Here is a 25,410-nt window from a genome sequence, read left to right as displayed (position 1 = left end):
GCTGGCATCGCCACTGGCGCCGACGGCTCAAGCGCCGTTTGCCGCCAGATTGCGAATCAGTGTCTCCAGCCGTTGCATGCCTTCGTGCAGCTCGTCGCGGGATGCCGCGTAGGACAGCCGCACGTGGGTACGAGCCGTAGCCGTGGAGAAGTCCCGACCGGGGGTGAGGGCCACATGCGCCTCCTCCAGGGCGCGGTAGCAGAAGGTCTGGGCGTCGAGCCCGGTGGAGGAGACGTCGAAGTAGACGTAGAAGGCGCCGTCGGGCCGGACTGGGACGGGCAAGCCGATGCGCTCCAGGCCGGTGAGCACGATATCCCTGCGTGCGAGCAGCTCTTGACGGCGTTGCTCGCACACCGCAATGGACTCGGGGGAGAAGGCCGCCAGCGCCGCCTGCTGGATGGGGGTCGAGGCGCACAGGAAGTAGTTGACCGCCAGGTTCTCAGCGGGCGGCACCAGCTCCTCGGGCAGGATCGCCCAGCCCAGGCGCCATCCCGTCATCCCGAAGTACTTGGAGAAGGAGTTGATGACGATCGCGTCAGGGTCGGCTTCCAGGACGCTGTGAGCGGGCGTTCCGTCATCGTCGGGATCGGTCAGGCCCAGGTAGATCTCATCGACGATCCGCCAGGCGCTGCGCCCGCGGGCCAGCTCGCAGATTGATGCCAGCTCGTCGAAGGGGATCGAAGTGCCCGTCGGGTTGGACGGTGTCGCCAGCATCACCGCACTCGTTTGCGGGGTCCACACCGACTCGGCGGAGACCCGGTCCATCTGGTAGCGGCTGGCGGGACTGGTGGGTGCCAGAACGATCCGGCCGCCGTAGGTCTCCACCAGCTGACGGTTGCAGGGGTAGGACGGATCTGCGATGACGACGTCGTCGCCGGGTTCCGTCGTAGCCGCTGCCACCAGCAGCAGCGCCGACGACGCCCCGGTGGTGACGACGATGCGTTCGGGGTCGACCCGTACGCCGTGCCGGTCGAGGTAGAAACCCGCAATGGCCTCACGCAATGCGAGCAGGCCCAGAGCGGGGGAGTAGGGCAACGGTCGGCCGTCCATTACGCGGCGCATCTCCTCACGGACAGCAGGAGGAGCACCGAAGTCCGGCTCGCCCAAGCTGAGCTTGGCGATTGAATGGCCCTCGGCCTGCAGGATCCCGGCACGCTCGCCGATGCTCATGGCATGGAAGGGCTGGGCGGCCTTGGCCCGGGCGGCGATCTTCATGATGGCTCCTTGACGCAGGGGAGGACAGGGCCAGTGTCCACCTTCTCATGGCGGGAGGGCAAAGGCTCCGCAGGTCCGGGAGAGGAAAAGATTTCCTGATCCCGTGAACGGGATTCTCCCGGTTGATGGCTTGTCCTTCAGTGCCGTGTCGGACAGGTTCGTAGAGCAATACTCGCGCCGAGGACGGAGTCCGATCAGTGCTCACTGATGCCATGATGCTTGTCTCTCCCTTTCACGCCGACTAGGAGTTCCTGACCAGGCCGTATCACGAGGCAGTTCCTGAGTTGTAGGACACGGAGGGCGCTGGTTTGGCGGGACTGGACCAAGAGGTGGCGGCCACTCTCCTGGAGGAGTCCTTCGAGGTTGTGGACGCCGCCTCTGCGATCGAGTGGTGCGACTCGCTGGAGACTGAGGCCGGCTTATGGCCGGATGCGAGCCGTGTGGCTGGGCACGTACCTGCCGTATCGATGTTCGCCGACTCTGCAGTGGCCGCGGGCTTCGACTGCTGCCGTGTCATCAACATCCTCACCTCGGCTCGCGCGGCGGGCCATATAAAGGTGCTTGAGAACGCGGACACGGATGCGGGGACGTTTCTGCGTGCACGCGCTCTGGCGCACGAGGTCTTCTGGCGTCCTGTCGATGCAGCTGGCATCGGGGGCGTCTTCGAAGATCTGAGAAGCGCCCGTGTGCCTCTGTGGGATCTGCCTGCTCGCGGCGACGACGTTCTGGACCGACTCGAGTCTTGATCAGGAGCACTGAAGCGGCGTGTCTTGCGTACAAGTGAAGGGGCTCGGCTTACCGCCGTGATGACTGAGAATGCCTGCTTCCTGGTCTCCCGAAAGACGCTGCGCCGAGTCTTCACCCCGGTTCCCTGGGAGCAGGTGAGGTTCACGGTGTCGGTGATGCCGGGGGAGGACATCGTCTTCTACGCCAACGGCAAGAAGCTTGGCACGCTCTTCCCCGACTGGGACGTTGTGGGGGTGATCAACCCCGACCTGCCGTTGCGCCTGGAGGCTTTCATGAATGGTCTGGGACAGCGCGTGCGTGCCTTCAGCGCCGCCTACCGGCTATGAGCAAGGGAGGTGTGCCGTCGAGGTCAACAGATCAGCCTGGTTCGCCCAGGCTCCAGGCCCCTCGCGCAACCTGCCCGAGACGGAACCAATAAAGGGAGGAACTCCGTGACGCGTCCACGAGTCAGTGATGAGGGTTTGTGTAGTGACGCTGTGGTGCCCCCGGCGGGACTCGAACCCGCACGCCCGTAGGCAGCGACTTTTAAGGTCGCGGTGTCTACCGATTCCACCACGGGGGCGAAGTGTCCTGATGTTTGAGTATTGGGCACACGGTACAGCTCCGCACCATCGCTTCTAACAACCTAGCGGTGCTGCTGGACTTTCGAAGGAAGCTGGCCGCCGGTGAGGGCGGCCAGGTGTGTACCGGCCCTAATGTAGCGCATCCATCGGCTACTGACGGGTCGGATGGCGCGGTGGGCGATGCGGACGCGTCTGGGGCCTCTCCCGGGCCAGATGCGGCAGAGCCAGAAGGCGAGCCCCTGCAACGACGATGCACCGCACCAGCCACCAGCGTGGGGGAGTGGCCGAACGATGAGAGTGATGTGTCCGACACAGCGTCAAGATCGCCGCGCAAGGTCGACCGCATCAAGCAGACGAAGTTCCGGCCCCTTACACCCGAGCAGAGCCAACAGGTGGTCGACCTGTACCTCGCTGGCGTCCCCGTCAAGGAGATCGTCCGGCAGGCGGGTGTCAACCGCTCGACGGTCTACCGGCTGCGCGGGCAGGCAGGACTGGAACGCAATCACCGCTTCACCGACGAACACCGTGCCCAGGCGATCCTCCTCCGCCAGCAGGGCCTGACCATCGCTGAGATCGCCAAGCGGCTGGGCTTCAGTGGCATGACCATCGGGCGTCACCTGGCGGCTGCTCACGAGGAGTGATGCAACTGCGGTGAGAACGGTGCCTCCGTCGTCGAAGAGCGCCCAGAGCAATCTGGCGCCTGGGGCCGCCGATAGCCTTTGCCATCGACTGGATCAAAGTCGCTATGCGGCGACTTGACACCCCACGCTGGCGGGGCCCCTCAAGCCCTCTAGAAACGGCAATAGCGGCCGTTATGGCACGTTGCCGGATTACTAGCCTGACGTGAGTTGTATGCCTCGGCCTCGCCATTTTGCCAAAAATACATACAACTATTGACATTACCGACGAACAGCATATAATCATAATCAGACACAGTTGATCACCGTGTCACCCGAAATCTCCGGCAGGTAGTTTCTAGGCTGCACCGCGGGAGATTTTTATTTTAGACTGATTTAGTGCGGCTTCCTGTCGAAGACAGACATGAAGTCTTTGCGCTTTGTTCGTATGTCTTCCTTGACTTGAACGCAGAAATAGCTGCCGTCTTTCGTTACACCATAGAACCGATAGAGCAGCATCCGCTGATCTTCGGCGCTAGCGATCGTATCTGGATTGATCTGAGAATTACGAAGCAGATCAAGTGCTGCCTTATAGAATCGAAGTCGTTTGGTGCGATCCCTCTGGTTCTTGTCCATCAGATGCGTCCAAAATACAGCAAGGAATATCTTCTCGCCGTTAAAGTACTTCGACTTGACGTACGGCTGGCGCTTCGTCGAGTGTGCGATTACGTTATATTCCCGACGAGCGTGCTTCAGTGTTTCGTTATATGAGGATCCTGGGAGTCGTGGATATTTTGCATTATAGACATTCATTGCTCCACTCAGTATACAATGATTGCAATACTATGAGAAGGCTCGAAACGGTGTTACAGTGCAGGTTTGGTGCCGACACAGGACTGCTAATGGCATGCTTGCATCCAAGCGCGACAGGTTCTTGTATAGCGCATCAAGCCTATCAATCTAACTTGTGTGACAATTCTTCTCCAAAGTATCGCGCTCGAGAAGATTTGAGAAGCATTGCAGGAGTCCAGTGAGGAGCGTTTCTAGCGGGCGGGGTTGGGGTTTTAAAAATTCGGCTTCTCCGCTCATCGCATTGCGCAGCAAATTCTTCTGTGAGGGAGCGTCTTGCCTCTAGATTGCCGGTACAGTCGTAGTCGTAGGTATCGATCTCGGCTAATACAAACACCATAAACATGCGAAGGCGTTCATCGAATTTGCGTTCTGCATAGAATGGAGACTTTCCCCATTCAGAGACTTCTGGGTCGATAGTCAGTCGGGGGTTGACACTAACTCCTTCAGCGGATTCTGAATCAGGGAAAGTTAGTCGAGCTAAGTCGCAATATCCGGACTCAAGCATCCTCTCTCCCCATTCCCATCTAGGTTCTACTCCGCTTGGAATATGGGCGATCGGATCTGCTGTAACGATTCGAGCCGCCCAAATAGTTAATCGGCGGTGGCGATCTATACGAGCTAGCCTATTGATCCAACCTAGATAGTTAGCATCAACGTCAGAGGCGAATGGCTGCATGGTTCGCAGCAATTCCAGTTGGTGCTGCGGGAGTACTGACAACTTTTGGGAGGTGCGTTTCCAGGAATTTTGGCTATCGCAAATTGGGTACTGGAGGCGATCTTCGTGTGGAGGGGGTAGTCTACCCGAAGAATAGGCTGCAGCTGCCCAAATAATGTAATCGAGAGCCGACCTAAGATTATACAGCCACTCTCCAAACAGCGCAGGAAGTTCCTGGGGAAATTCTTCATATTGCTCCACTGTGAGGATATATTCCGTGGCGTTGGTGCGCGTTAAGTGCGCAGCAAAGGGGTGTGGCTCCAAAAACTCATTCCAACACTCGATCATCTCTCTGGAATGAACTTTCGCTCTTTCAACTCGGTGGCGTGCTGGCTTAAATAAATTCACTTCATTCTTTCCGTAGGTGCGTACGGTCGCGTCCTGAGCTTCTCCGCAAAGGGTTATCGCCGTCGCTAGCCAGCCCGGCGTCATCGCATCCGTCTGGTTTCGTACCGCGACTTCTTCATCGTACGTCGGCAGCTTACCTGTAGATATTATCGTCATCTACAATTTAATTTTTATCTACGAATATAATTCAACTCGACAATTCCATTATTTGTTATCGTGTTGATTAATTTCAATTTATGTTCCGCATCATTTTGGCTAAATAATTTTATACCATTCCCTAAAATTGTCGGAATAATGGATATAAGATACTCATCAATCACATCTGAAGAAATGGCTTGTTGAACTAAGTCTGCTCCTCCACATATCCAAATATCTTTTCCTTCAACCCCTTTTAATTTCTTGATCAATTCCTCCAAATTATCACTTGTAAAAATGATCTTATCGGAATCTTGTTGTTCTCGGTGAGTGAAAACATAAGTCAATAAATTGTCATAAACCCAATTATCAGGGGATAACTCAGTTATTATCTGATTGTAAGTATTCCAACCCATCAGAACTGTGTCTATATTTTTTATAAACTCAGAATAGGTACTTTCGTTTTCTAAACAATCTTCATGACCTTGCAGAAAAGCGACACCCCCATTTTTATCAGCAATATAGCCATCTACACTCATAGCTATAAACAGTTTTACTTTTCTCATATCTTAACCTCAACTTCTAATTTTTCTCTCTAAATATTTTAGGATATTATACCATTTTCAGAGCGTCTGTTTTCTTTATTCTTTCCGCTGGGCTTGCACTATCTTTAACAGCTTATCTTGAAAGGTATCTTTGCTCTTTTTATCAAAATATATCTCGGTTACAAAGGTCTTTCCGTTCATCTTTTTTGTTAGAACACCATCAGGCTTGCCTCTACCCTGCGCCTTTGCTGTACTCGCAGATCGCAGTCTGGTAACGGGGTTGCGTATCCCTGCCATCGCTGGCAAACCCTCGAAGGGATCGAGCTCTTCTTCTACACCTCCAACCCACTCACCAGCCCACCGGCGTCGGTGTCGAGGGCGTGGGCGATGCGGAGGATGTTGTGGAGGCTGAGGTTGCGTTGGCCGCGTTCGACCTGGCCGATGTAGGACCAGTGCAGGGTGGTGCGCTCGGCCAGCTTCTCTTGGGACAGGCCCAGCTGCTCGCGGCGGGCGCGCACACGCCGGCCAAACTCACCAGTGGCTGGTGAGAGCGGCGGCTTGCGGTCGGTGGGCACGGCTCCATCTCAACCGGCCGAAGACTCCCAATCCAGAGACTATGTATCTCATGACGATGTATCCTGTGGCTGTCCGTAGCGGTCGAGCAGGTGAGGAGGTGGTCATCATGGGTGGCGGCGAGTGACCAGAACTAGCCCGCTCGTCGAGCGGTTGCTGCCTCAGACTGAGTGGTCTGGGGCAGCTCGTCTTGCAGTGCCCAAGTGAAGGCGAAGCCGGAGTGGGGCATGAGCCATCCGCATGCCTCGACAGTGACGGCCTTGCCTGGCACAGCGTCTGGCATACGGGTGACGCGAGCCGATTGAGCGGTGGCCACGGTGTCGCTGACGCGCAGGTCGGCGATGGTGGTATCGCTGTAGTCCAGATGTACCGACAGGTCTCGGGTGGGTTGAGCGACCTCGAAGAAGAGACGGTGGCCCCATCGCGGCACCACTGTGCGGATCACCTGGCGGATACGGATTGGCTGCCCCTGTACGGCGTCCTCATCCAGGCTGACGCTGTACGTCTGGCCTGTCTTGCGGGTGCTGCGACGAATCGTCTGTGAGCGTCCGTCTACCGTCAGCTCGAGGAGCTCGTAGGAGGATCGGCTGGCTGCGTCAACGCCTGGCCGGTTCTGGAGAAGCCATGCTGCTGTAGCTGGCGTATCGGCGAGTAGCTCGTTGTATTCATCCTGGTCAGACACACAAGCGAAGCGCCGGGCGGCACTGCTGGGGATGGTGGTGTATTCCCACTCCACGGTGACGTCCAGCAGAGGAGTACCTGCGGTACTCCTCTCTACTGCAGTAGAGAGCCGAACGCGCACCGCCACGTCGTACCACCGCTCAGCGGCGCGGATGGCTTGGTCACGGATATCGCGGTAGATCTCGCGGGCGAACTGCTCATCGCCCAGGCGCAGCGCCATCACGTTAGCCGCGATGTCGTCCAGCAGCTCCGGCGTGGCCACACGCTTCAAGTCCTCTGGGTGGATGGCAAAGCCCTCCACCACCGCATCACGCATCGCCGGAGCCTCCTCACGGATGATCTGGCGGAAGCGGGCAAGCGTGTGCGTCTCCTGGTCTCTCCGGAAGGTGTACTCAAAGAATGTCGACAGCAGCCCCGCACCAAACAGCGTCCCACCCAGCTCGCCCAGCGGTAGCGCATGCAGCCACTGCCAGTCTCCCAACTGCAACGGAGTCAGCCAGGCGTTGAGCATCATGAGGAGGATGCCGGCCAGCGTCAGCGAGACGGCCAGCAGTGCGGCTTTGAGTCGACGGAGGCGGTGGTGGGGAGAGGGAGCGCTATCGGACATATCTATTTATTACTATAGCATAAAAACATTTGCGTATATGTATGCAATCGTGATCTTGCTGCGTAAATCTGGCTAGGTAGGATTCGTCCACATAGTGCTGACCAAACACTCCCCGGCGTCAGCAGTCCCATTTATCAAGAAGGTCACTGATGACTGATCACCCCAAGAATACACCGAATGCTATCAACTATTTCGCGGACAATCCCGTCTCGACCGCCTCGGAAGATCTGCTGCAACGAAGCAAGTTTGTTGAACGAATCGTGCGTGAGATCGAAATGACTGACGCGTCGCAAGGATGTGTATTGGCAGTCATGGGGCAGTGGGGCTCCGGTAAGACATCGGTACTTAACCTTGTTAAAGAGAGCTTGCAAAACAAGGAAATGATCGTTGTGGATTACAACCCCTGGCTGCTATCAGGAACGGAAACGCTCGTTGCAGGCTTGTTTGGAGAAATCAATGCACAGTTTAAACAACGTGGCAAACGGTACCGCAGCATCGCCACCAAAATGCTACGTTATAGTGAACTAGTGGCGCCATTTGCAGCTATTCCTATTGCCGGGTCATGGTCTGCTGGCCTTCTTGCGATGGCGACTTTTGTGAGAAAATTTCGAGAACTACGTAGTATTAGTATCACTACACAAAAAGAGCAAGTCACTAAAGCACTCAGGAACCTCGATCATCCTATCGTCGTCATTATTGATGATATCGATAGGCTTGATAGAGCTGAAGTGCGCGAGATATTCAAACTAGTGCGTCTGACGGCGAGCTTTCCTAATGTCATTTACCTCCTGTCCTTTGATCGTGCACGGGTCGAAATCGCGCTGACGGAAGATGGCGTGCCTGGGCGCACTTATCTTGAGAAGATCGTACAAAACGGTATCGAACTCCCGCTCGTCCCGGAGAAAGTGCTTACTCGTGAAGTAGCGCAGGCTCTGGAAGCTGCACTGGAGCAAGTAGAAGCCATTAGGAGAGATGCGGAGGTTTGGGACAAAGTGCTCCTCGATATTGTCGTACCTGCGATGAAGAACATGCGCGATGTGCGACGATTGGCCATGGCAGTGCGGTCTACGGCCATTTCACTCACTGATAGTGTCGAAATTTCGGATATTGTCGCACTTGAAGCGATGCGCCTTTTCTTGCCCGATGTGTTCTGGCTTATCGTAGTTGATCAGATTCCAACAGGGGACGCAAAGATCAGCATGGACAAACTTCGGGGTATAAAGGCGCAAGCAGGTAGTGTCGGCGAACTACTAAGTAGCTCGTTTCAAGAAGAAGCAATTATTGATGCTTTTCTGCGCATCACTATGCCGACCTCATCGTACTGTGATTCGAGTGCATTCTCCAGTGAAATGGACGTTCTTGCTGACTTTTTCAAAAAACGTCGTGTTGCCCACTCTGAAATAAGGAAACTTTATCTTGAGCAAGTAATGCCAGATAGTTTAACGTCATTTGCATATGCTGAGAGGATATATCACCTTGCTGATGATGAGATAGCCTTAAAACGAGAATTTGATGAGATGGGCGATGAACAGCTCGAAAACATCATTAGTGAATTGAGTAGGTTTGCAGGTGAGTACTCTGAAGTGGGTATTGTCAACATGATTGCGGCCGTCCTCAATGCAATGTCTCGCCTTCCTAAAAACGATAATCGGTCGATACTGATGCCAGATGCTCGGTTTGCCGCCATCTCCACCGTCGGAAGAATGCTGGAACAATTCCGATGGGCGGTCGCTGCTACGAGGACGGCAGTCGACGTCATCATTCCCCAACTACAGAGTTTTTCGGCTCGGCTTGAGTTGATCCTGCTCATTGGCTACGTTCCAGACACAGGTCGCAGACTCGTATCGGAAGCGTACGCCCAGCAGCTTCAGGAGCAGTATGAGCAGGGTGTAGCTGCGATGCCGATCGAACAGCTTGTGTATGAAGATAAACCGTTGAGAGTACTGATCGCTCCCGTGTACTGGGGAAGCCATATTGCACAGACGATTGATGCGACTGCTCCACTAGCCGTTCACCATGCTGTGTTTAATTCAGCGGTGGGTGAAAATAGACGTCAAGCCTTTGGGAGTGCGACTGTACATCGTACACCTGTCCTTGCTTGGGGAGAACTGCTTGGTGTTTACTCCGACGAGTCAACGATTGCGCGGGTTTACAAAAGGATGTGCGAGACTCCTGAATCAGATTGTGCAGATCTACTCGAACTAATCAAGAAGTATTTGGATGGGTGGCGACCCGAAAAGATAGATTGACGGAAGCCTGTGCCTTAATCTCTTCTGATAAGCCTCTACCTATTCAGTGTTTGTCATCCCATCAACTGGTACATTCTCCGGCTGATCGACTATCCCAATAAGGCTTGCTAGATTCGCGAGGCTTGATTCCTCCAACAGGCGAGGATTACGTGTCATGTATTTGATGAGTTCGACAAGGTGTTCGCGAGGAACTTGGGCCAGAGCAGACTGAACAGTTGTGACATTTTCGACATCAATAATCTGCGACCCCGACACCATCCGCAGTTGCTCGTCGCTATAGGCGCGGGCAGCAACTGCGGCAAGAAGACGAGCCTGTGCTTCGGCACTCGACATAACCGGTCGCTCATCGGTCGGCATTATCGTGGCAGAAGAGGACTCTTCTGTAGAGGAAGCGACGTCGTCAATCACTATGCCTTCGACGCTTTGTGGCTTCTTCTCGGAATGGCGTGCGGTGTGGTGGCGTTTCCAGCCGTTTGTTTTCTCTTTGGCGAACGGCACGGCGGTTTCATTCCACCACCGTTTAACACGCGGTGTAGCTGCCTTTGCGCCGTCTTCGATGAGTTTGACAATGACGGATGCAATTATATCTGTAACCATCTCCTGCGTCTTTGAAAGACGTTCATCAGCAGGGACATACATCGTCTCGGTGACGACGATTGGATCCTCTTGGTCGTCGTCTACTGGGACAAAGCGCGCACTGCCTTTGAGCTGTCCTTCGGTATCGTAGAGATTCTGGTGCCACCCACCTTCTTTTTTCTTGCCCGGGGTCAGATCGTCATCCCACTCGTAGTACCCAGCTTGCCGTGCCATGGTGCCACTCTACTCCTTAGCTGGATAGCGATCGACGCTACTCGTCCGTTGCGTGACTGGTTAGTTACAACAGGATCTTCGCAAAATGTAAGCTAACAAATGGTCGGGCGGTGCGAATTTGTGGCCAAGAAAGTCAGTTCATCAGCCATGGATAATTTTTCGGTTGGTATGTTCTGAGCCATGACACCTTAGTTGCCCTATCCCCCTCCTTGCTCCCGTCTCATCCTCAGCACGTTCTCGACGAGGTTGACGGCGATGTGGGTGAGGTCGAAGCGGTTGAGGATGTCGTCGTCCTGCATGATGGCTTCCAGGTCGTTGAGGCCGATGAGGTCGATGAGTTGGTCGATGCGGGTCAGGTCGTCGTCGCTGATGGCCTCGGGGTAGCGGTGGAGTAGGAAGCTGGTGTCGAAGATGTCGTGGGCCTTGGTGCGGTTGACCAGGGCGTCGATCTTGAGTGAGGCCAACTTCTCCAGGCGGTAGGTGCGGATGCCGTTGATGGTAGTGACGTCGTCTTCGTCGATCTGCTGGGCCTGGCGGTAGGAGACCTCTATCTTGAGCGAGCGCATAACGTCGTCGCGGTGGTGCAGCATGTGACGGTGCACGGTGGGCGTGTGCTTGGCGTCGCGCAGGCTGTGGACGGGCAGTTGGGCGGCCGCGGCACCGGCTTGGATGGAATCAGTCAGGTCGATGGAGGGACTACGACCATCGAAGTTCAGGTCGATGGAGAAGCGTGGTAGGTCATAGGCCAAGAGCAAGGCGGTGCCGCCCTTGAGGACGAAGGCGTCACCGGTGCGGCTGGTCAGCTCCTGGGCGATGGCTCGCATCAGGGCGACGTGGCGTGCCTGCTCTGGCGTGAATGGATGGTGCTCGAACGCCCTGGTGGGTGGGCTTCTGGCGTGTGCTGGCGTGGTGGTATTGGTGGTTCATCACCCATACACCGCCCTCAGCGTGCGTGCTTCATCAGCGATCCAGCGGCGTAGCTCGTCCTGGGCGGCTGGATGGAAGGAGGCCTCAAGCATGGTGGCCTGCTTGAGGAGCTGCTCGCCTTGCTCTTTGGTGTCGAGCCAGTCGGTGGTGGCACCGGTTAGGTTGAGGACGCGTCCCCAACGATGGAGGGAGCGGTAGAGCAAGTCCAAGATGGCGCGTGAGTGGTTGGCGATGTAGACCCGCTGCATACTGGCAGGGATGTCCAGGCCTTGGGCTACTAAGCGGTCTCTGCCCTCGTAGATGCCAAGACCACCATAGATCGATGTAGTCTCGATGTCTCCCATGCCGGCCAGGGTGACCTGGCGTGGCTGCTCAGTACCGTCCTGCCAGTGGAAGACGTCGTGCCAGTCTCCACTAGTACCTTCTGGTGCAGCCAGGTTCAAGGCATAGAGGCCAGTGATGTAGTGCTCTGGAGTGGTTGGAGGAATCTCAACCTGCCGCGGAAGAGACGCAAGGTATTCAGCTTGAGAATAGGCAGACGGCATGGTGAGCACCTCCTTTACCCGTTAAATGCTTTATGTTCTGAGGATAACATAACGGGTGGGAGGATGTAAAATAGCCGACACTATAATGCTGAACGTTTCCTTGTGTCCACGCCGCTGTTAGACTGCAACTAGACCTCTGAATATTTGATGATCTTCCTGACCGTCAATTAATCCTCACGCTGGCCTTCGTTTCATGCCTAGTTCCATCCACGTCAGTCCAGGCTACTATACAATTTGCCTTGTTTGTCGATCCGTGGACTTGCAAAATGGGGTACCGTTGGACAGCATCTGGTGCCATCGTGCTGATGACATTGTTGGCATCAAATCTAAGATCGAACGGCCTGCCCGACTCATCGTCGCCGTCTTCGTATCGATAAGACACATTGGTCACTGGCTGCCCGGTTTGGTTTGTGAGGGTTAGATACAGTCGCCGTTTGTTCTTAAGTCGTCCCTTACTATCAGTTTCGGTGTAGCGTTCGATCTCAACTGAAGGCCAAACGCCGAATGATGGATCAGTCTTAGAATTATGTGCGGGAGAGGCGACTAGCTCACTGGGCGGGTCATAATCACGTGCAACGTTGTTCAACGTGTTGTTGATAATCCGCATTAACTGATCATTCGATGAGTAGATACTGTAGAGTGCCTTATCTTGGATTGAATTGAGATACTTATCTAATGCAGCCAGCTGCTGGATCGCGTCCGTTGTTGTGGGTGGAGCGCTTGGTGTCGTATTTCTTAAGATTGCGACTCGCTTGCCCTGGCTGTGCAGTAGATCGATTTCTTCAACTGTCCCAGACTGATGAGTTTTCGTCGGCGTGCCGAGCCGACTAGTGAACACTACCAAGCCCATGTCGGACGAAGCAACCAATTGCTCGTTAATAAAGGCCTGTGGTTCTTGCCCGTAACTCGGGCTAACTCCTTCTTGCCAATCGGTCGGTGAAAATAGCACGCCGAAGCGTCGGCTATAGTTTGTGTTCCACGAGCGTATCGTGCTATGAATCAGATCCCTGTGCGTTGGCGGGAGGTCGCTCGGGCTGGAGAGGAGCACTTGAACGACGGTGGCTGTGTATGTCATGAGTGAACGATACCACTGTCGGAGTTGCTAACGAGCGTTTTGAGCGTCTATGTGATTATTTTGGTGGAAAACACCGTTGAGTCGACTAGCCTACAGGCACACAGATTGTCACCATCTTCAAATGCATATCACCATCAAATTCGAAGTGCACCCAATTACCACCTTTTTCGTCATATTGGATCCAAGCTGAGCGCACCCATGTGGAGTTCTGCTTTGCTTCATTGTTAGGAGTTCCAAGATAGCGAACAATTTCTTCTCGCGTTGCAGTGTTGGAAAAGTCCGCAAACAGTGGAGTGGCATACGGTTTGTATTCTGAATCTTGTTGAGTGTATAAGGTGACTGCTTTAAGTACTCCATCTTTCCAGTGAAACTCTGTTCCAGAGTCATACAATGACCAGTAGGATTCTGCAGAGTCAAAGCCAATAAAATCTTTATCGATTTCATCAATGACAGGGGTGTCACCTGAGATATTAATGATATGTTGAACGTCCCTCTCGACGATTTTGTCGTTTCGTCCAACTAGTTCGATATACTGATTAATTTTACCTGCTACTTCTGTCGACATATTTGCTCCATAACATACTTATATCGCTTGACTAGGTCATTATATCTCATTTCTATGTCATTGTCACTATAGCCTCTTCTTCGAAGTTCAGGGGTATATGCGTCTACATCAGCTTTGATCGCACGAATGATGTCGAGACTATCTCGATGTATACGAGTCTTGGTATTGCGGCCGCCTATTGTGCGACTTAGCTTGTCGTGCATTTCCTTTGGGACTGCTATCGCTCCTCCCAGTTTCCCGACAACTTGAAGTACCGCTTCCTTCTCCTTTTTGTTGAGTTCTCGTTTGATGCTTTCTTCTATATAACGATATATTGCTTCACACAGTGCCGCTTTCGACGGAATGTGATCCATTTCCATGCCGTCACGTCCCGGGCGGCTCTTAAGTGCACTATATTCGCCAACCTCAAAGAGTGAGACCTCTGCCATGTTTAAGTCGGTTAGTCGATTTTCGACGCGGAGAAATGCGAGAACTTCCTCGGAGATGGTGTTCTCTCCCAGGATTTCGGCCACTATGTCAATGTAGTTGCCGGCGGCGTCGATGGCGTTATTCACATCCTTTTTCGCCGCATCCAATTGACTAACCACATCACATGTCTCGGGAGTCTGATATTCATATAAGCGGCGTTGAGCTTTCTCTATCGCGCCGATTACTCCCTTCATGCCACCTGATTTCTCTTTATATTTCTTTAGGTTCGACGCTTGATCCTTCAGTTTTCTTAGGATGTCGTTTAAGTTGTCGGCCATGGTTGCTATAGGTGTGAATTGGGGGCGAGTTCTCTTGCTGCCTCTGAGGCGGAATCTATTTTAGTTCGACAGTCGTTCAATGCGCTGACCATGCGATGTGCTTCACTTTTTAGTTGACTTCCGTGTTTGGAGTCCGAAGCGGTGAATATGGTGTCGGTTTCGGAAACTATTTTTTCGCATTTTTTGGTTACATTACCTAGTAGTTCTATTGTGTGGCTGAGCTTGCTAATTATGAGTACTACTATTTCGTCGGTAATCGGCTTGTATGTCGCCATTTCGTGTACCCGTTTACTGTCGTGCTGCCTGTATAAACTCTTCAACAGCTCTGCCGAGCTCTGCAAGTGCGGCGCTGCTGTCTTGGAGGCTGCGTTGGGCGGTGGCGACGGATCTGGCGGCTGCGGCACCGCTCTTGGATGGGTGGGAGACGGCGGCGAGTTTCTGACCTTTCTTGCCGAGGGCGGTGGAGGCGGCACTGGTGCGTTGGCTGAGCTGTGCGGCGCTGGAGCCGATCTGGCGGGCGGCGGTGATGACAGCGTTGAGGTCGTCGCCGGCGTTGTCTGGTGCCATGGGCCTGTTCTTTCGTGGAAGTTGGGTGGTTTAAATTCCTGTGGTGCGCGGGGTCGCTAGATGTTGGTGACTTTCTTGGCGGACTGCTCGGCCTGGCGCAGAGCCTGCTGGGCTTTGCTGAGGCTGTCGTCGGCGCGGCGAAGGGCGGCGAGCATGGTCTGCTCATGGCCGGCTTGGCCACCTTCGAGGGTGCTGGTGACGAGGGTCATGTTGTCGCTGTTGGTGGATTTGAAGTCGTTGATGAGACCGTTCTGCTCGTTGATCTGGCTGATGACGGCGTTGATGGCGGCTTTGACTTGGGCAAGTGAGGTCACGGTGCACCTTCGTTCTGGAGTGATGGGTGTGGGAGCTGGGCGTAGGGGATGACGAGCTGCGGCCTGCTCATCTCGGCTGCGTCCCAGACGAGCATGCGATTGTCGGCACCGCGCCAGCGCAGCAGGGCGTCGTCGAAGAAGTCCACGGCCGACGAGGCATCGAGCTGCATGGCCGCTTTGATATCGAAGTAGGTGCTGCCGTTGTAGCCAACGCAGTTCTCGAACGATGTCTGCTTCTTCCACCAGAGCAGGAAGTGGATATGGCTGACGGGCGCGGCCTTAAACAGCTCCTGGACGGCTTCCTCTCGTTCATCGGAGCTGGCACGCCAGCGCTCCAGGCCAAACCCGATGACGTAGATCGGTGGGGCACTGGCGTCGTCAGCGCGGTCAGCGACCTGCTCGGCTAGCTCGTCGATGAGGGCGTCGGCCTGGTGCTTGTCGACAACGCGGTGAGCGCCGCCGATCTTGGTGAGCTGCTGCTCGAAGGCGGCGCGCACAGCGTCGCGAGCTGGCGAGTGCCAGTCGCCGATAAGGTCAAGGATGATGAGCTCGGCAGCGGGCGTACTGTGCAGCAGAGACAGTGCGACGTTGAGCAGGACGGCGTGGCCCGGGCCGGTGCCGAGCAGGGCAAGGTTGCGGCCGACGTCGGTCGTGAAGTCGACCGTGAGCGGGGCAGTGCCGACGCTGATGCGTCTGCCGAGCATCGCCTGGCCGGCGTGGAGTGATGGCAAGATGCGTGCGTCGTCGTGCAGGCTGAGGCGGCGTTCACCCTCGAAGACCTCTGGTGGGGCAACGGTGTCTCGGGCCTGCTGCCACCAGGCGGTGCGCAGCTCGGCCAGGATGGTGTCGTCGGCGTAGGCGATGGTGGTCTTGCGGTTGGAGGACAGCTCGCCGTAGTCGAGGTTGACGATGGCCTCTCTGGAGCGCAGGTGGCTGGCAGCATCATTCTTGAACCCCAGCGTGGCGTGGGATTCCGCCAAGGAGTTCTTCAGAGCGATGCGCACCGGCACCTGGCCGAAGAGCCCTTCGCCTGCGGTGCCACCCAAGAGGTAGCCGCTGCTGATCGTCTGGGAGGCCAGGATGAAGTGGATACCGCAGGCACGGAACAACCGGGCACCCTTAACCAGCAAGTCGACCGCGCTCTCGGCGGTGTCGTCGTCCTCGCCGAAGAGCATCTGGAACTCGTCGATGACCACCACAATGCGGGGCATGACGGCCTCAGAATCAGCCAGGCGGTACTGACGGATGTTCTGCACCCCGGCGGCTTTAAAGGTGGCCATGCGCTGGCGGTAGATGGCGAAGAGATGCCGAAGAACGTTGACGCCGTACTCCCGATCGGCGTCCAGCCCCAGCACGCGGGCGTGCGGCAGGAATGAGCCAGTGCTCGGGTCTGGGGCAAAGGCCTGGAGAGTGACGCCCTCCTTGAAGTCGAGCATGTAGAACTCGACCTCGCTGGGGGAGTAGCGCTGGCACAGGGAGTGCACCACCACCGAGATGAGGTTGGACTTGCCCTGCCCGACCGCTCCGGTGATCAGGGCGTTGTGGCGCTGGTTGAGCTCGTCGCCGAGGGTGACCTCGATAGTGGACATCCCATAGGTGCCCACTGCGAAGCTGATGCCGTCCCGACTGGACTGCGACCACGGGGCATCGAGCGGCTGCACCTCGCTGAAGGCCACTGGCTCCACCTGCGCCGACGCGACAGCGGACGCCACCCGGCGACTGACCGCAATCAGCTCGTCAGCGCTCAGCGGGTCGAAGCGGCCCCGTACGCCACTGCGTTCGTCTAGAACCGTGCTTCCGTCGATCTGGCACTGCTGGCTCAGGCCAAGAACAAGGTCGTTGACCCCCAACGTCATGGAGTGGATGAGGAAGGTGACGCCAGCGGCGGGGCCGGCCTTGAACAAGACGGTCAGCTTGTCCTTGATCTCATCACTGAGCAGCTCATAGTCGGTGGACAGGATGACCAGCTTGAAGCCCTCCACCTTGGGTGAGAGCTGCTGACGGAAGTCCAGCAGGCTCTCCGTGCGGCCCTGGATGACGTTGAGGACGGCTTGGATGTGCTCGTGCAGGTGGTGGATGGTCTCGGTGAGCTCCTGCGTGTCGTTGATGTGGCGCAGGATCTTCTCCCCACCGCTGTTGACCTCCTGGAACGGCGCCGCCATACCCTTGAGTGCATCATCGAAGACCAGCACCTCCAGCTGCCCTGGTGCTGTCTCCTCCAGCGCTTTGGCCATCAGGAACTGGGTAAACCGCACCGAGTCACGATTCACCAAGGAATCCTCGACCCATATGCTGCTCCGCCCGATGAAGCCCAGGATGTCATTGCCGAGAGAAATCGTGTCGGCTACCTGACTTTGCATTGTCGATCCAATCGCGGTTAGGAGGCTATGGTCCTGGAATCACTTCTCCAGGATGGCTCGTAGCTCAGCCTTCACTTTCTTGTGCTCAACGACCGAGCGATCGTACGCCTCATCCATGCGCTTGAACTCGGCATAGCGGACAAAAAAGAATCCGACCCAGGTGCTCGGCACTGCGAATAAAAGCAGAGTTATAACATGAGGGTATGAGAAAAATGCGATCAAGCCGACAACTGCAATCCCGATTGCTATGAACGGAAAATCAGGGACCCGGTTCGGGTCGGCGGGTGGAACCTGCAGTAGCTCAATGCGCGTGATGTAGAGATCGATGAACCTGATGATGCGTTTCGTGAGGTGGTTTGGTACGTCAAGATTAGTGAACTTGTCTCGCATGTTGCGGAACCAGTTCTTCGACTTCTCGAGCTCATCCGCGTCGAAGCAGTGTTCCTCAAGGGCGACGCAGCAATAGTGATTGATGGCATCACATGTGTCAGGGCTCATCTCTGCGTCCGCTTTGAGACCTTCAATGCAGATGTCTATAGCTCGCGTGTATTGCTCCATCTTGATGTAGCAGGCAGCCATGCGGAATGCAATGTCGGGAACCATTTCTCGTGGCGCCTTGGCCAGCGCGCGTTGGTAGCACTCGATTCCCTTTTCGTACTTATTTGTAAAGTAGAATGTGACGCCACGCACGTGGTAGACATCTACGGTGTCTTCACCCAGTTCATCAAGAACATATGCCTCGGCTGCATAGTCTTTAGCTGCGTTGTAGTTGTCCTCAGCGAGCTCGATCCAGGCGGAGATTACATAAGCGTTTGGGTCATCGCCATGATCGCTCCGTGCCTTGCGTGCGGCAACACTGGCTGCCCCTGGGTCGTCAGCGAAGTAGTACGTCCAAGCGCGGCCAATCCAGTCGATATCCTGCTCAGCCACTTCGGGGAGTGCGCGCAGAGAGCGGTCGTATGCATCACGCGAGTCTTCGTTTGAGAACACGTTCGAGGCGTTCTCAATCATCTTGAGCTTTGCCCTTGCCTCTTCGCCACGGCTGCCGTTCAGCGACGCGCGTTGCCGCCACTGCATGCGGATTTTATTCAACTGCACCTGAATATCAGGGGTGGCGTCGTCCTTGTCCAGGTTCAGTTCCTGGTAGTAATCGACCACGGCGACAGTCTGCTCATATGCCATCTCAGGAGTTCCTAACTCAACGATTCGGGATTCGGAGAGGAAAGCAAGGCGAGTGGTAGACGCATCGTCGCGCACAGGCACCGGCGCTGTCCTGGCTCGCATTCGCTTGGCGAAACCGAGATTAGTGACACCGTGGCGTAATCGACCAGTCTGAGTACTGAGACAGTGGTTTGCGGCGCGGGATTAACGCGGTTTGTGGGATACATGAACGTGAGCTGGTGCGTCCTGTGTGGAAGTCCCAGGCTGGGTGTCCTGCCAACTGCAAGTTGTTAGACAAATGGTGGGAAGGTCTGGTGCAGTGCGGTCTCGTAATTTTGATTCGTAGTCTTTATCGATCTGCTCGCAACGGCGCGAGTCATGCATGTATGCGGGCGCTACGTGCGTGTTTGCTGGCTGCTGAGAGCTCGAGAACGCCTACAGCGTCTGAGTCGTGGCTGAATGGTGCTAAACGCCTCTGCTGGGGCTTGAGGACTGTCTGGGTGTGTCAATCGCTGATGCCAACGTCAACTCGCGCGCCGAATCCGCTCTAGCGCGATCGCCCCCGCCGCGCCGCGTCGCTGGATGGTGGCGGCGTACGGCGAGTGCTGAGGGCAGAGGCGAAGGACGACTGACTCGCCGTTCTTCGCACGGTGCAGCATGCGGGTGGCGGTGTCGACCAGAGTGGTGGGGAGCGGTGGTGGTGTGATGGTGAGGTCTGTGTCCTGCTGCGAGTCGTCGAGCTGGACGACGTCGACGCCTCGATCGCGCGCCTGCCGAACGGCGGCGACGAGAGCAGGCTGGCTCGCCAGGCGCGGCACGCGGATGAGATCGCGCAGCTCGGCTTCGACCCGCCGGGCCATTTGCACCAAGGTGTCGCTTGGGGTATCGGTGAGTGAACGCAGTTGCTCAAGCACTGGGCGCGAACGTCGGCTGACGTCGGTCAGTAGGGTGGTTTCGGCCTCGAGGCGGGCTTGCCGGGCGGTGCGGAGCACCTGTGCCTGGTGGGCTTGGCGCTGCATCGCGGTGATGCGTGGCTCGATTGAGCGCACCAGAGCGATTACGGTCGCTGCGGTTAGGACGTTGATGCTTTGAAATGCTATGGAACGCACGAAAGGTGCGATGGGGATATCGAGGACTAGAATTGGGATGATGTGAGTTATGTCGACTATGACGTAGCTGGTTAGCGCTAGTTTCAGTCGGCGTTGATGCAGGAAGAAGACTGTCAAGATACCGAAATAGCCCTGAGGCCAAGAAGATAATTCGAGAGATGGGGTGAATGAGTGCCACACGAAGTAAGGGATAATGCCAAGAGCTGTACATAGTAATGCGGCATGCTGTTGAAATGTGCGCATGCGGCCTGTTGGAGGCCACGCCAGTGACGCGAATGCAATGGTGATGGCAGTCGCGCATAGTATAGATGAGTATAGGTGGGCCGGAGAGTCGGCAGCCCAGGCGACATGCATCCAGCACGACAGTGTAATAATTGCGATTCCAACGCGCCCCCAGGGACTGTGGACGGTGGCGGATAGGCCTTCGCCTGTGAGGGGGAGTGGGTGGTGTATGTGAGTGTCGGGAATCGTTCGCTTTAATTTGAGTGTGACGGAAGTGCCGACACCTACCGTCGATGATATATTTGCCTGCCCTCCTAAAAGGCTTTGCATGCGCGCGGAGATAGAACCTTGCAGGCCAAGACGAAGTGGGTTGATCTGTTGTATGTCGAACCCTACGCCGTTGTCAGTGATGGAAACTGAGAATGTGTCGGTGGTTTGGCTGATAGATATCAGGCATTGAGCATGTCTACGTAGGTCGGGACTAGCGGCGTGGTTGGCGACGTTTCGCAGCGCTTCAAGCGCGGCGGCAAGGATTTCGCTGTATTCATACTCGGATAGAGTGAAATCGCTGTTATCGCTGGCCTCAGCGGTGGGTGTATGTAACTGAACAGTGTATTTTATGTGATGGTGTGGCTGTTGTTGGCACCATGAGCGTAGATGGTCGGCAAGTTCGGTGGCATCATGGATACGGCTGTCTGAATCCGGTCGCGACAAAAGGTTTAGCGCCTCCGTGGCGGTCGATCGGAGTCGCTTCGCGGGCGTGCCTCTTTCGGGAAAGGATGACACTAGTGCGGCCAGGACGTGGTCGTGCACAAGGTTGCGCGCGCGACGAGTCCCTGTCAGCTGGGCTCCGAGGCGAGTTATGTGGTACTCATCCTGGCGGTTTCGTCGTTCTTCGGCATCAAGTTGGCGTGCGCACTCGATGAGCCAACTGATGGGCAAACTGTAAGCGCCAGCAAATACGGCGCTATATATTGACCTTGTCGTTACTGCTAGCGTGCTTTCATTCCCTATGGTGGTCCGCACGGACAGTTCGAGAACGAATAGTAGACCTAGCCCCGATGTGGCTGTCGTCCAGTTAGACACAGCCGACAGAAATGCTGCTGGTATGACAAGTGCGAATGCAGGGAGGGCGTGTATGCCGGACGCGAGATACGGCTGTGATGGGTCAATACAGTGCAAGATGATGGTAGTGAACCATGTCCACACATGAATCAATAAGTAGATTCTGGCGCCTAAGCGGGCGCCTGATGCGGCTGCAGCACTCCGTGATGGAAAACGCTGCGGAAATGCGAATAAGTATACTGGGCACAGCGCGAGCGGGATAAGTGGTGCGCACAAGAAAGGAAAGCCAACTCCCCAGCGGTACCAGGCCGGTGCTTCGACAACTTGCTGAAAGAGTGATGGCTTTTGATGAATGAGCTCGAAGAGCATTCCGAATAGGCTGGCACCCACGATCAGAATGATCTGGTAAGCGTCTTGGTTGGTGCCATCGAGCAGGATCCGGCTGACCAGGCCGGTGCACTTCTGCTTCGATGCGGTGACGACCGAGTTGGTCTGCACAGGGCTGAGGCTCGTTGAGAGGCCCATAGTGCTCAGAACGCGTGCTGGAGATCCAGCGTGGGCACGAGCCCCTCGGCTTGGGCCCGTACCAGCAAATCGACGCGGCTACCAGCGGGGACGCCAGCGTCCATGAACTTGCGGCGGATGCGCGAGACGTAGGTGTTGACGGTGTGGATCGACAGGCTGAGCTGACGGGCGACGAAGCTCGCCTCCGCACCGGTGGCGTAGAGCGAGAGCACCTCCTGCTCGCTGGGCGTGAGCGCAGAAGTGACGAATGCGCTGTCTGCATCCAGAGCACTTGCCCAGTCCAGTGATGGCGTTAGCTCACCACGCAGCGCCGCCCAAATTGTGCTGATCAGGACATCCGGTGTCTCGGACTTGCGGACGACACCCAGAACACCGCCCTCACAGGCACGTCGGATCAGGTAGGGGTCATCGCCGCTGGTGTAAGCGATCACCGCTGCGCCTCGCGTGCGCAGGGTGCGGGCGTTGTGTGAGGGGTCGGAGTTGTCCGGTAGGCGCAGGTCGAGCAGTACCACATCGGGCAAGCGATCCTTCGTCGCGGCTGTCTCCTCCAGCAGCTGCGCAACACTGGGATACCCGCCCCGAAAGTGAAGGCTGGCGGTCATCGCCAGCATGGTTGTCACACCCAGGGCGATGACATCGTGATCGTCGATCAGGGCAACGGTGCCGACCCGTGGCACCTCGCAGGCGGGTGTCTGCTGGGCGATGGAAATGGGATGATGCGGGGCGACTCCGGCAACCGAGCCGCCACCGTTGGCAGGTGGTTGTGTCATCTCTGCGTCCTCACGAACCGTCGGGGAAAGGAGCGTGGATCAGGCGGTGTTGACGCTAGCAACCTGGTAGCGCGCATCACCATTGACGATTACCAGAGTTGACCAATCGGCAGTTAGCACAACCCTCCAACGGCGAGGCCCCCTTTTGGGCACATCACCCCTCACCACTCCCACCCAAACCCACCAAACAGCCCACCATGCACGTCGCGCTGGGTGAGGGTGGCGCGTTGCTGGGCGTCCAGGCTGGTGCGGTTGTACTGGTTGGCGGCTTGGGGGCGGGCGAAGGGGCTAGCCCCAGTGAACTGCCAGATGCTGGACGGCACCTCCCCAATGAAGCGCACCTGGATGGTGGCCAGCAGGGAGCGGGCGTGGAAGGCCCGGCTGGCCAAGGAGATCGGCGTGGTCGGCTCCTCGCCCGGCAGGGGCTCGGCCCGGAAGGCGAGGTCGTAGCGCGTGGCGTCGTGCATCGGCGTGCGCCTGCCGCTGGCCGGGTCGATGTGCCAGAAGTGGTCATTCCAGCCAGCCCCTTCGACGGGACGGCTGTTGACGCTGAACTCCCCACCCGGCTGCGCCGTGACATGGGCGGGGTAGGAGCGGGAGATGGTGACGAAGTCCAGCTCGCCAGCCATGTTGGCCAGCCGGTAGTGCTCCACCGTGCCGCGCCACTGACGGTGCTCCACCACGATGAGCGTGGTGGTCTCCTCATAGACAATCCCACCGTGCATCTCCGGCACATCCAGCACCAGCGGTGCCTGGGCGTAGCGCCCGGCCACCAGGCGGCTGTGCAGCAGACGCAATCCGGCCTCCTCCCGCGAAGCAATCGTCTCCATGCTGCACCCCAAGCGGCTCGCCATCGCCCGCCGCCGCTCCAGCAGGCTGCCACTCCCGGCTGTCTCAGGGCTGAGGGTAAAGGCCGCCAGCAGCACACCCACAAGCGGCTCGTCCTGCTCACTCAGGCTATGGATAGCTGAGACAAAGCGATGGCGTAGCCGCTCAAAGGAGTCCTCCAAGCTGCCCCGGAGCACCTCATCGACGATCGGGGCCTGCACCAGCCGAGAAGCCGTAAAGCCACCGCGCTTGCGCAGCCACGCCAGCTCACGCAGCAAGGACGCCGCATCATCGGCATCGAGATGAGCGCGGGACATGAGCAAGCCTCCTGGGGGAGTAGGGGCAGGGCGTGAGTCAGGAGCGGGATGAGCGGAGATGACGTCGTTGGGGCGGGGCAGCGACGAGGCGACCGAGGCGGCAGTGCCGGTACTGGTGAGGTGCCTCCAGTGACGGGCCAGCCGTGCGTGGCGACTCGGGCGTCGGCGGAGGGGACGGGCCGCAAGCCAGCCTAGACCGAGCGGTCAGAACAAACCAGGAGATAGAGCGGAGGAGCCGAAGACCAGAGACGAGCCGTCTGTACCTGGCTTGGCCAACTGGCTCCTTGCAGCCGTGGTTGTGCTGCCGACTGCAGTGGGGGATGGGCAGTGCTGCTGGTGTGTGCCAGTGGTGGACGCCTGAGCGAGCCCTCTTTTCCAACTTTCTTCCAACTTTGACGGCACTGCGGCGCTGCCTGCCTACCGTTCTAGCCAACGCCACGAGCCCAGGGCCAGACCGGCAGAAAACGCCGGCCTGGCGCGGCTCGTGGCAGGTGGTACGGCCCGCTCTCCCCAGGGTGGCAGCACGGGCCGTCAACGCGAGATGACCAGCCCGGCTGGTCGTCTTTCTCTCTTCTTCCTCTCTTCTCGAAAGGACCTCTCATGGCTTCTACCAATCTCAGTCTCTTCTCGCCTCAGCGCACCCGGATGGGGGTGGTGCTGGGCAATGGTCAGGCCCGGGTGACCAGGCGGGAGATCGAGCAGGTCGCCGCCCAAGCAGAAGTAGCGGCCCAGGCCGAGCAGGCCCGGGCCTTCCTGACCTCCCAGGTACTGACCAACATCGCCACCCTGGTCACCCAGGCCGAGGCTCAGACCCGCATCGCCCCCGGCGGTGCTCAGTTCTACGAAGCGATCATCACGGGATACGCGCTGGGTGCCGGGCAGCGGATCGGGCAGCTGTAGGGCTGCTGTCCTGAGCCTGCATGGCAGGCAGTGCCAAGGCTGCCAGACGGAGTGGCGCAAGCAGTAGCTACTGCGGCTCAGCGGGGACTCTGTGAGACCTGTCCTGCGGCTTTGTCGGCCCGATGGTGAGCACTCTGCCTCGCGCCTTCGTTCCTTCTCCTCACGTTCTTTCTCTCCTTTCTCTCATCTCTTCTCATCTTCGGAGGTTTCATCATGACGGTAATAATCGGGATTCTGGCCCTTATCGGTCTGGCGGTGGTAGGCGCAGTCGGCTGGGCGTTTGCCCACGGGATGCGCGACGGCCTGGCCCAGTGGCGGGAGGCGCCGCCTGGCGGAACGAGCCAGCCGGTGCCCGTGGGCGAGCCGCCGCTCTCGCTGTCCGCCGCATTGCCGAGCAGCTACCAGGCCGGCCAGATCGCCGGTGAGGTCGCAGCCAGCTGGCACTCCGCACACCAGGCGGCCAAGGCAGCTGGAGCAGGCGCACCGGCCAGCTCATCCTGGGCAGCCGCCCTGGCTTTGGGCAGTGAGCTGAGCCAACAGCGCTAAGAAGCCGGCCGGGCCATGCAGGCAGCCATGGCTCAGGTGCTGCAGGACAACAAGCAGGCAGTGCGGGAAGCAGTGGCCTCTACCCCCACTGGCAGAACTTGCGGCACCGACGGCGGTGATGACCGTGATGGCACGTCTTCTGGAGCAGAGCCGGGCGAGCGCGAATGGTGACGGCAACGGTGGTGAGCCGGCGGCTGAAACGGCTCCTCCC

General features: G+C 57.2%; 26 protein-coding genes and 1 tRNA gene. 6 read left to right on the top strand and 21 right to left on the bottom strand.

The genetic code is table 11. From position 1 onward, the window contains the following. Positions 1-27: 27 nt before the first annotated feature. Positions 28-1,215 (bottom strand): aminotransferase class I/II-fold pyridoxal phosphate-dependent enzyme, encoded by a 1,188-nt coding sequence (locus HMPREF0975_RS05430; protein ID WP_009233141.1) that lies wholly within the window; start codon positions 1,213-1,215, stop codon positions 28-30. Between the two features lie 329 nt (positions 1,216-1,544). Between HMPREF0975_RS05430 and HMPREF0975_RS05425 the strand changes: the two genes are divergently transcribed. Together HMPREF0975_RS05425 and HMPREF0975_RS05420 are read left to right on the top strand one after the other, a co-directional pair. Next, positions 1,545-1,961, top strand: a complete 417-nt coding sequence (locus tag HMPREF0975_RS05425; protein ID WP_156808191.1) for a hypothetical protein — start codon at positions 1,545-1,547, stop codon at positions 1,959-1,961. 57 nt (positions 1,962-2,018) lie between these two features. Next, complete coding sequence (locus tag HMPREF0975_RS05420) at positions 2,019-2,288, top strand: hypothetical protein (RefSeq protein WP_156808190.1); 270 nt, start codon at positions 2,019-2,021, stop codon at positions 2,286-2,288. 151 nt (positions 2,289-2,439) lie between these two features. On the opposite strand, the gene HMPREF0975_RS05415 is transcribed toward HMPREF0975_RS05420, so the two are convergent. Beyond that, positions 2,440-2,524: transfer RNA gene (locus HMPREF0975_RS05415), tRNA-Leu, on the bottom strand. 303 nt (positions 2,525-2,827) lie between these two features. Between HMPREF0975_RS05415 and HMPREF0975_RS16095 the strand changes: the two genes are divergently transcribed. Beyond that, positions 2,828-3,166 (top strand): helix-turn-helix domain-containing protein, encoded by a 339-nt coding sequence (locus tag HMPREF0975_RS16095; protein WP_198009144.1) that lies wholly within the window; start codon positions 2,828-2,830, stop codon positions 3,164-3,166. Between the two features lie 372 nt (positions 3,167-3,538). Here the strand turns inward: HMPREF0975_RS16095 and HMPREF0975_RS16090 are convergent, their stop codons facing one another. From HMPREF0975_RS16090 to HMPREF0975_RS05400, 6 genes are all read right to left on the bottom strand, one after another. Further along, positions 3,539-3,955 carry a hypothetical protein gene (locus HMPREF0975_RS16090; protein ID WP_009233137.1) on the bottom strand — a complete coding sequence of 139 codons (417 nt, stop codon included), beginning with the start codon at positions 3,953-3,955 and terminating at the stop codon, positions 3,539-3,541. A 142-nt stretch (positions 3,956-4,097) separates the two neighbouring features. Further along, the gene (locus tag HMPREF0975_RS15515; protein WP_009233136.1) at positions 4,098-5,213 is read right to left on the bottom strand and encodes a hypothetical protein; all 1,116 of its coding nucleotides are present in this window, start codon (positions 5,211-5,213) and stop codon (positions 4,098-4,100) included. 14 nt (positions 5,214-5,227) lie between these two features. After that, entirely contained in the window at positions 5,228-5,758 is a 531-nt protein-coding gene (locus HMPREF0975_RS14735; RefSeq protein WP_009401791.1) for a dihydrofolate reductase family protein, read from the bottom strand. A gap of 75 nt (positions 5,759-5,833) precedes the next feature. Continuing rightward, positions 5,834-5,938, bottom strand: coding sequence for a hypothetical protein (locus tag HMPREF0975_RS17290; protein ID WP_076069260.1), 105 nt, complete (start codon positions 5,936-5,938; stop codon positions 5,834-5,836). 131 nt (positions 5,939-6,069) lie between these two features. Continuing rightward, positions 6,070-6,312 (bottom strand): helix-turn-helix domain-containing protein, encoded by a 243-nt coding sequence (locus HMPREF0975_RS05405; protein ID WP_009233135.1) that lies wholly within the window; start codon positions 6,310-6,312, stop codon positions 6,070-6,072. A 131-nt stretch (positions 6,313-6,443) separates the two neighbouring features. Beyond that, positions 6,444-7,598 carry a hypothetical protein gene (locus HMPREF0975_RS05400; RefSeq protein WP_009233134.1) on the bottom strand — a complete coding sequence of 385 codons (1,155 nt, stop codon included), beginning with the start codon at positions 7,596-7,598 and terminating at the stop codon, positions 6,444-6,446. Positions 7,599-7,747: 149 nt separating this feature from the next. On the opposite strand from HMPREF0975_RS05400, the gene HMPREF0975_RS14725 reads away from it, so the two are divergent. Beyond that, positions 7,748-9,847, top strand: a complete 2,100-nt coding sequence (locus HMPREF0975_RS14725) for a KAP family P-loop NTPase fold protein (RefSeq protein ID WP_009233133.1) — start codon at positions 7,748-7,750, stop codon at positions 9,845-9,847. Between the two features lie 39 nt (positions 9,848-9,886). Here the strand turns inward: HMPREF0975_RS14725 and HMPREF0975_RS15510 are convergent, their stop codons facing one another. From HMPREF0975_RS15510 to HMPREF0975_RS05345, 13 genes are all read right to left on the bottom strand, one after another. Then, entirely contained in the window at positions 9,887-10,657 is a 771-nt protein-coding gene (locus tag HMPREF0975_RS15510) for a hypothetical protein (protein ID WP_009233132.1), read from the bottom strand. A 197-nt stretch (positions 10,658-10,854) separates the two neighbouring features. Continuing rightward, positions 10,855-11,481 (bottom strand): nucleotidyl transferase AbiEii/AbiGii toxin family protein, encoded by a 627-nt coding sequence (locus HMPREF0975_RS05385; protein ID WP_009233131.1) that lies wholly within the window; start codon positions 11,479-11,481, stop codon positions 10,855-10,857. A gap of 102 nt (positions 11,482-11,583) precedes the next feature. Continuing rightward, a complete protein-coding gene (locus HMPREF0975_RS05380; RefSeq protein WP_009233130.1) occupies positions 11,584-12,129 on the bottom strand; it encodes a hypothetical protein in 546 nt (181 codons plus the stop codon). A 163-nt stretch (positions 12,130-12,292) separates the two neighbouring features. Then, a complete protein-coding gene (locus HMPREF0975_RS14720; protein ID WP_009233129.1) occupies positions 12,293-13,204 on the bottom strand; it encodes a hypothetical protein in 912 nt (303 codons plus the stop codon). An 85-nt stretch (positions 13,205-13,289) separates the two neighbouring features. Next, positions 13,290-13,769 (bottom strand): hypothetical protein, encoded by a 480-nt coding sequence (locus tag HMPREF0975_RS15505; protein WP_156808187.1) that lies wholly within the window; start codon positions 13,767-13,769, stop codon positions 13,290-13,292. Next, positions 13,754-14,515 carry a hypothetical protein gene (locus tag HMPREF0975_RS15500; RefSeq protein ID WP_009233128.1) on the bottom strand — a complete coding sequence of 254 codons (762 nt, stop codon included), beginning with the start codon at positions 14,513-14,515 and terminating at the stop codon, positions 13,754-13,756. The genes HMPREF0975_RS15505 and HMPREF0975_RS15500 overlap by 16 nt, the downstream gene beginning before the upstream one ends. 288 nt (positions 14,516-14,803) lie before the next feature. Further along, positions 14,804-15,082 (bottom strand): hypothetical protein, encoded by a 279-nt coding sequence (locus tag HMPREF0975_RS05375; protein ID WP_009233127.1) that lies wholly within the window; start codon positions 15,080-15,082, stop codon positions 14,804-14,806. 56 nt (positions 15,083-15,138) lie between these two features. Further along, positions 15,139-15,396, bottom strand: coding sequence for a hypothetical protein (locus HMPREF0975_RS05370; protein WP_009233126.1), 258 nt, complete (start codon positions 15,394-15,396; stop codon positions 15,139-15,141). Then, positions 15,393-17,630, bottom strand: coding sequence for an FtsK/SpoIIIE domain-containing protein (locus HMPREF0975_RS05365; RefSeq protein WP_232212467.1), 2,238 nt, complete (start codon positions 17,628-17,630; stop codon positions 15,393-15,395). Before HMPREF0975_RS05365 ends, HMPREF0975_RS05370 begins: the two co-directional genes overlap by 4 nt. Before the next feature lie 165 nt (positions 17,631-17,795). Next, positions 17,796-18,938 carry a tetratricopeptide repeat protein gene (locus tag HMPREF0975_RS05360; protein ID WP_009233124.1) on the bottom strand — a complete coding sequence of 381 codons (1,143 nt, stop codon included), beginning with the start codon at positions 18,936-18,938 and terminating at the stop codon, positions 17,796-17,798. Positions 18,939-19,441: 503 nt separating this feature from the next. After that, entirely contained in the window at positions 19,442-21,811 is a 2,370-nt protein-coding gene (locus HMPREF0975_RS05355; protein WP_232212466.1) for a sensor histidine kinase, read from the bottom strand. Positions 21,812-21,843: 32 nt separating this feature from the next. Next, positions 21,844-22,608, bottom strand: a complete 765-nt coding sequence (locus tag HMPREF0975_RS05350; protein ID WP_009233122.1) for a LuxR C-terminal-related transcriptional regulator — start codon at positions 22,606-22,608, stop codon at positions 21,844-21,846. Between the two features lie 161 nt (positions 22,609-22,769). Continuing rightward, the gene (locus HMPREF0975_RS05345) at positions 22,770-23,753 is read right to left on the bottom strand and encodes a hypothetical protein (RefSeq protein WP_009233121.1); all 984 of its coding nucleotides are present in this window, start codon (positions 23,751-23,753) and stop codon (positions 22,770-22,772) included. A gap of 600 nt (positions 23,754-24,353) precedes the next feature. Between HMPREF0975_RS05345 and HMPREF0975_RS05340 the strand changes: the two genes are divergently transcribed. Both HMPREF0975_RS05340 and HMPREF0975_RS05335 read left to right on the top strand, forming a co-directional pair. After that, positions 24,354-24,653, top strand: coding sequence for a hypothetical protein (locus HMPREF0975_RS05340; protein ID WP_009233120.1), 300 nt, complete (start codon positions 24,354-24,356; stop codon positions 24,651-24,653). Positions 24,654-24,866: 213 nt separating this feature from the next. Then, entirely contained in the window at positions 24,867-25,199 is a 333-nt protein-coding gene (locus HMPREF0975_RS05335) for a hypothetical protein (RefSeq protein WP_009233119.1), read from the top strand. Positions 25,200-25,410: the final 211 nt, after the last annotated feature.

Source organism: Actinomyces sp. oral taxon 849 str. F0330, assembly GCF_000239715.1.
Taxonomy (GTDB): domain Bacteria; phylum Actinomycetota; class Actinomycetes; order Actinomycetales; family Actinomycetaceae; genus Actinomyces; species Actinomyces johnsonii.
The sequence above is the reverse complement of the archived record's forward strand: the minus strand, read 5'-3'. Positions and strand labels throughout refer to the sequence as shown.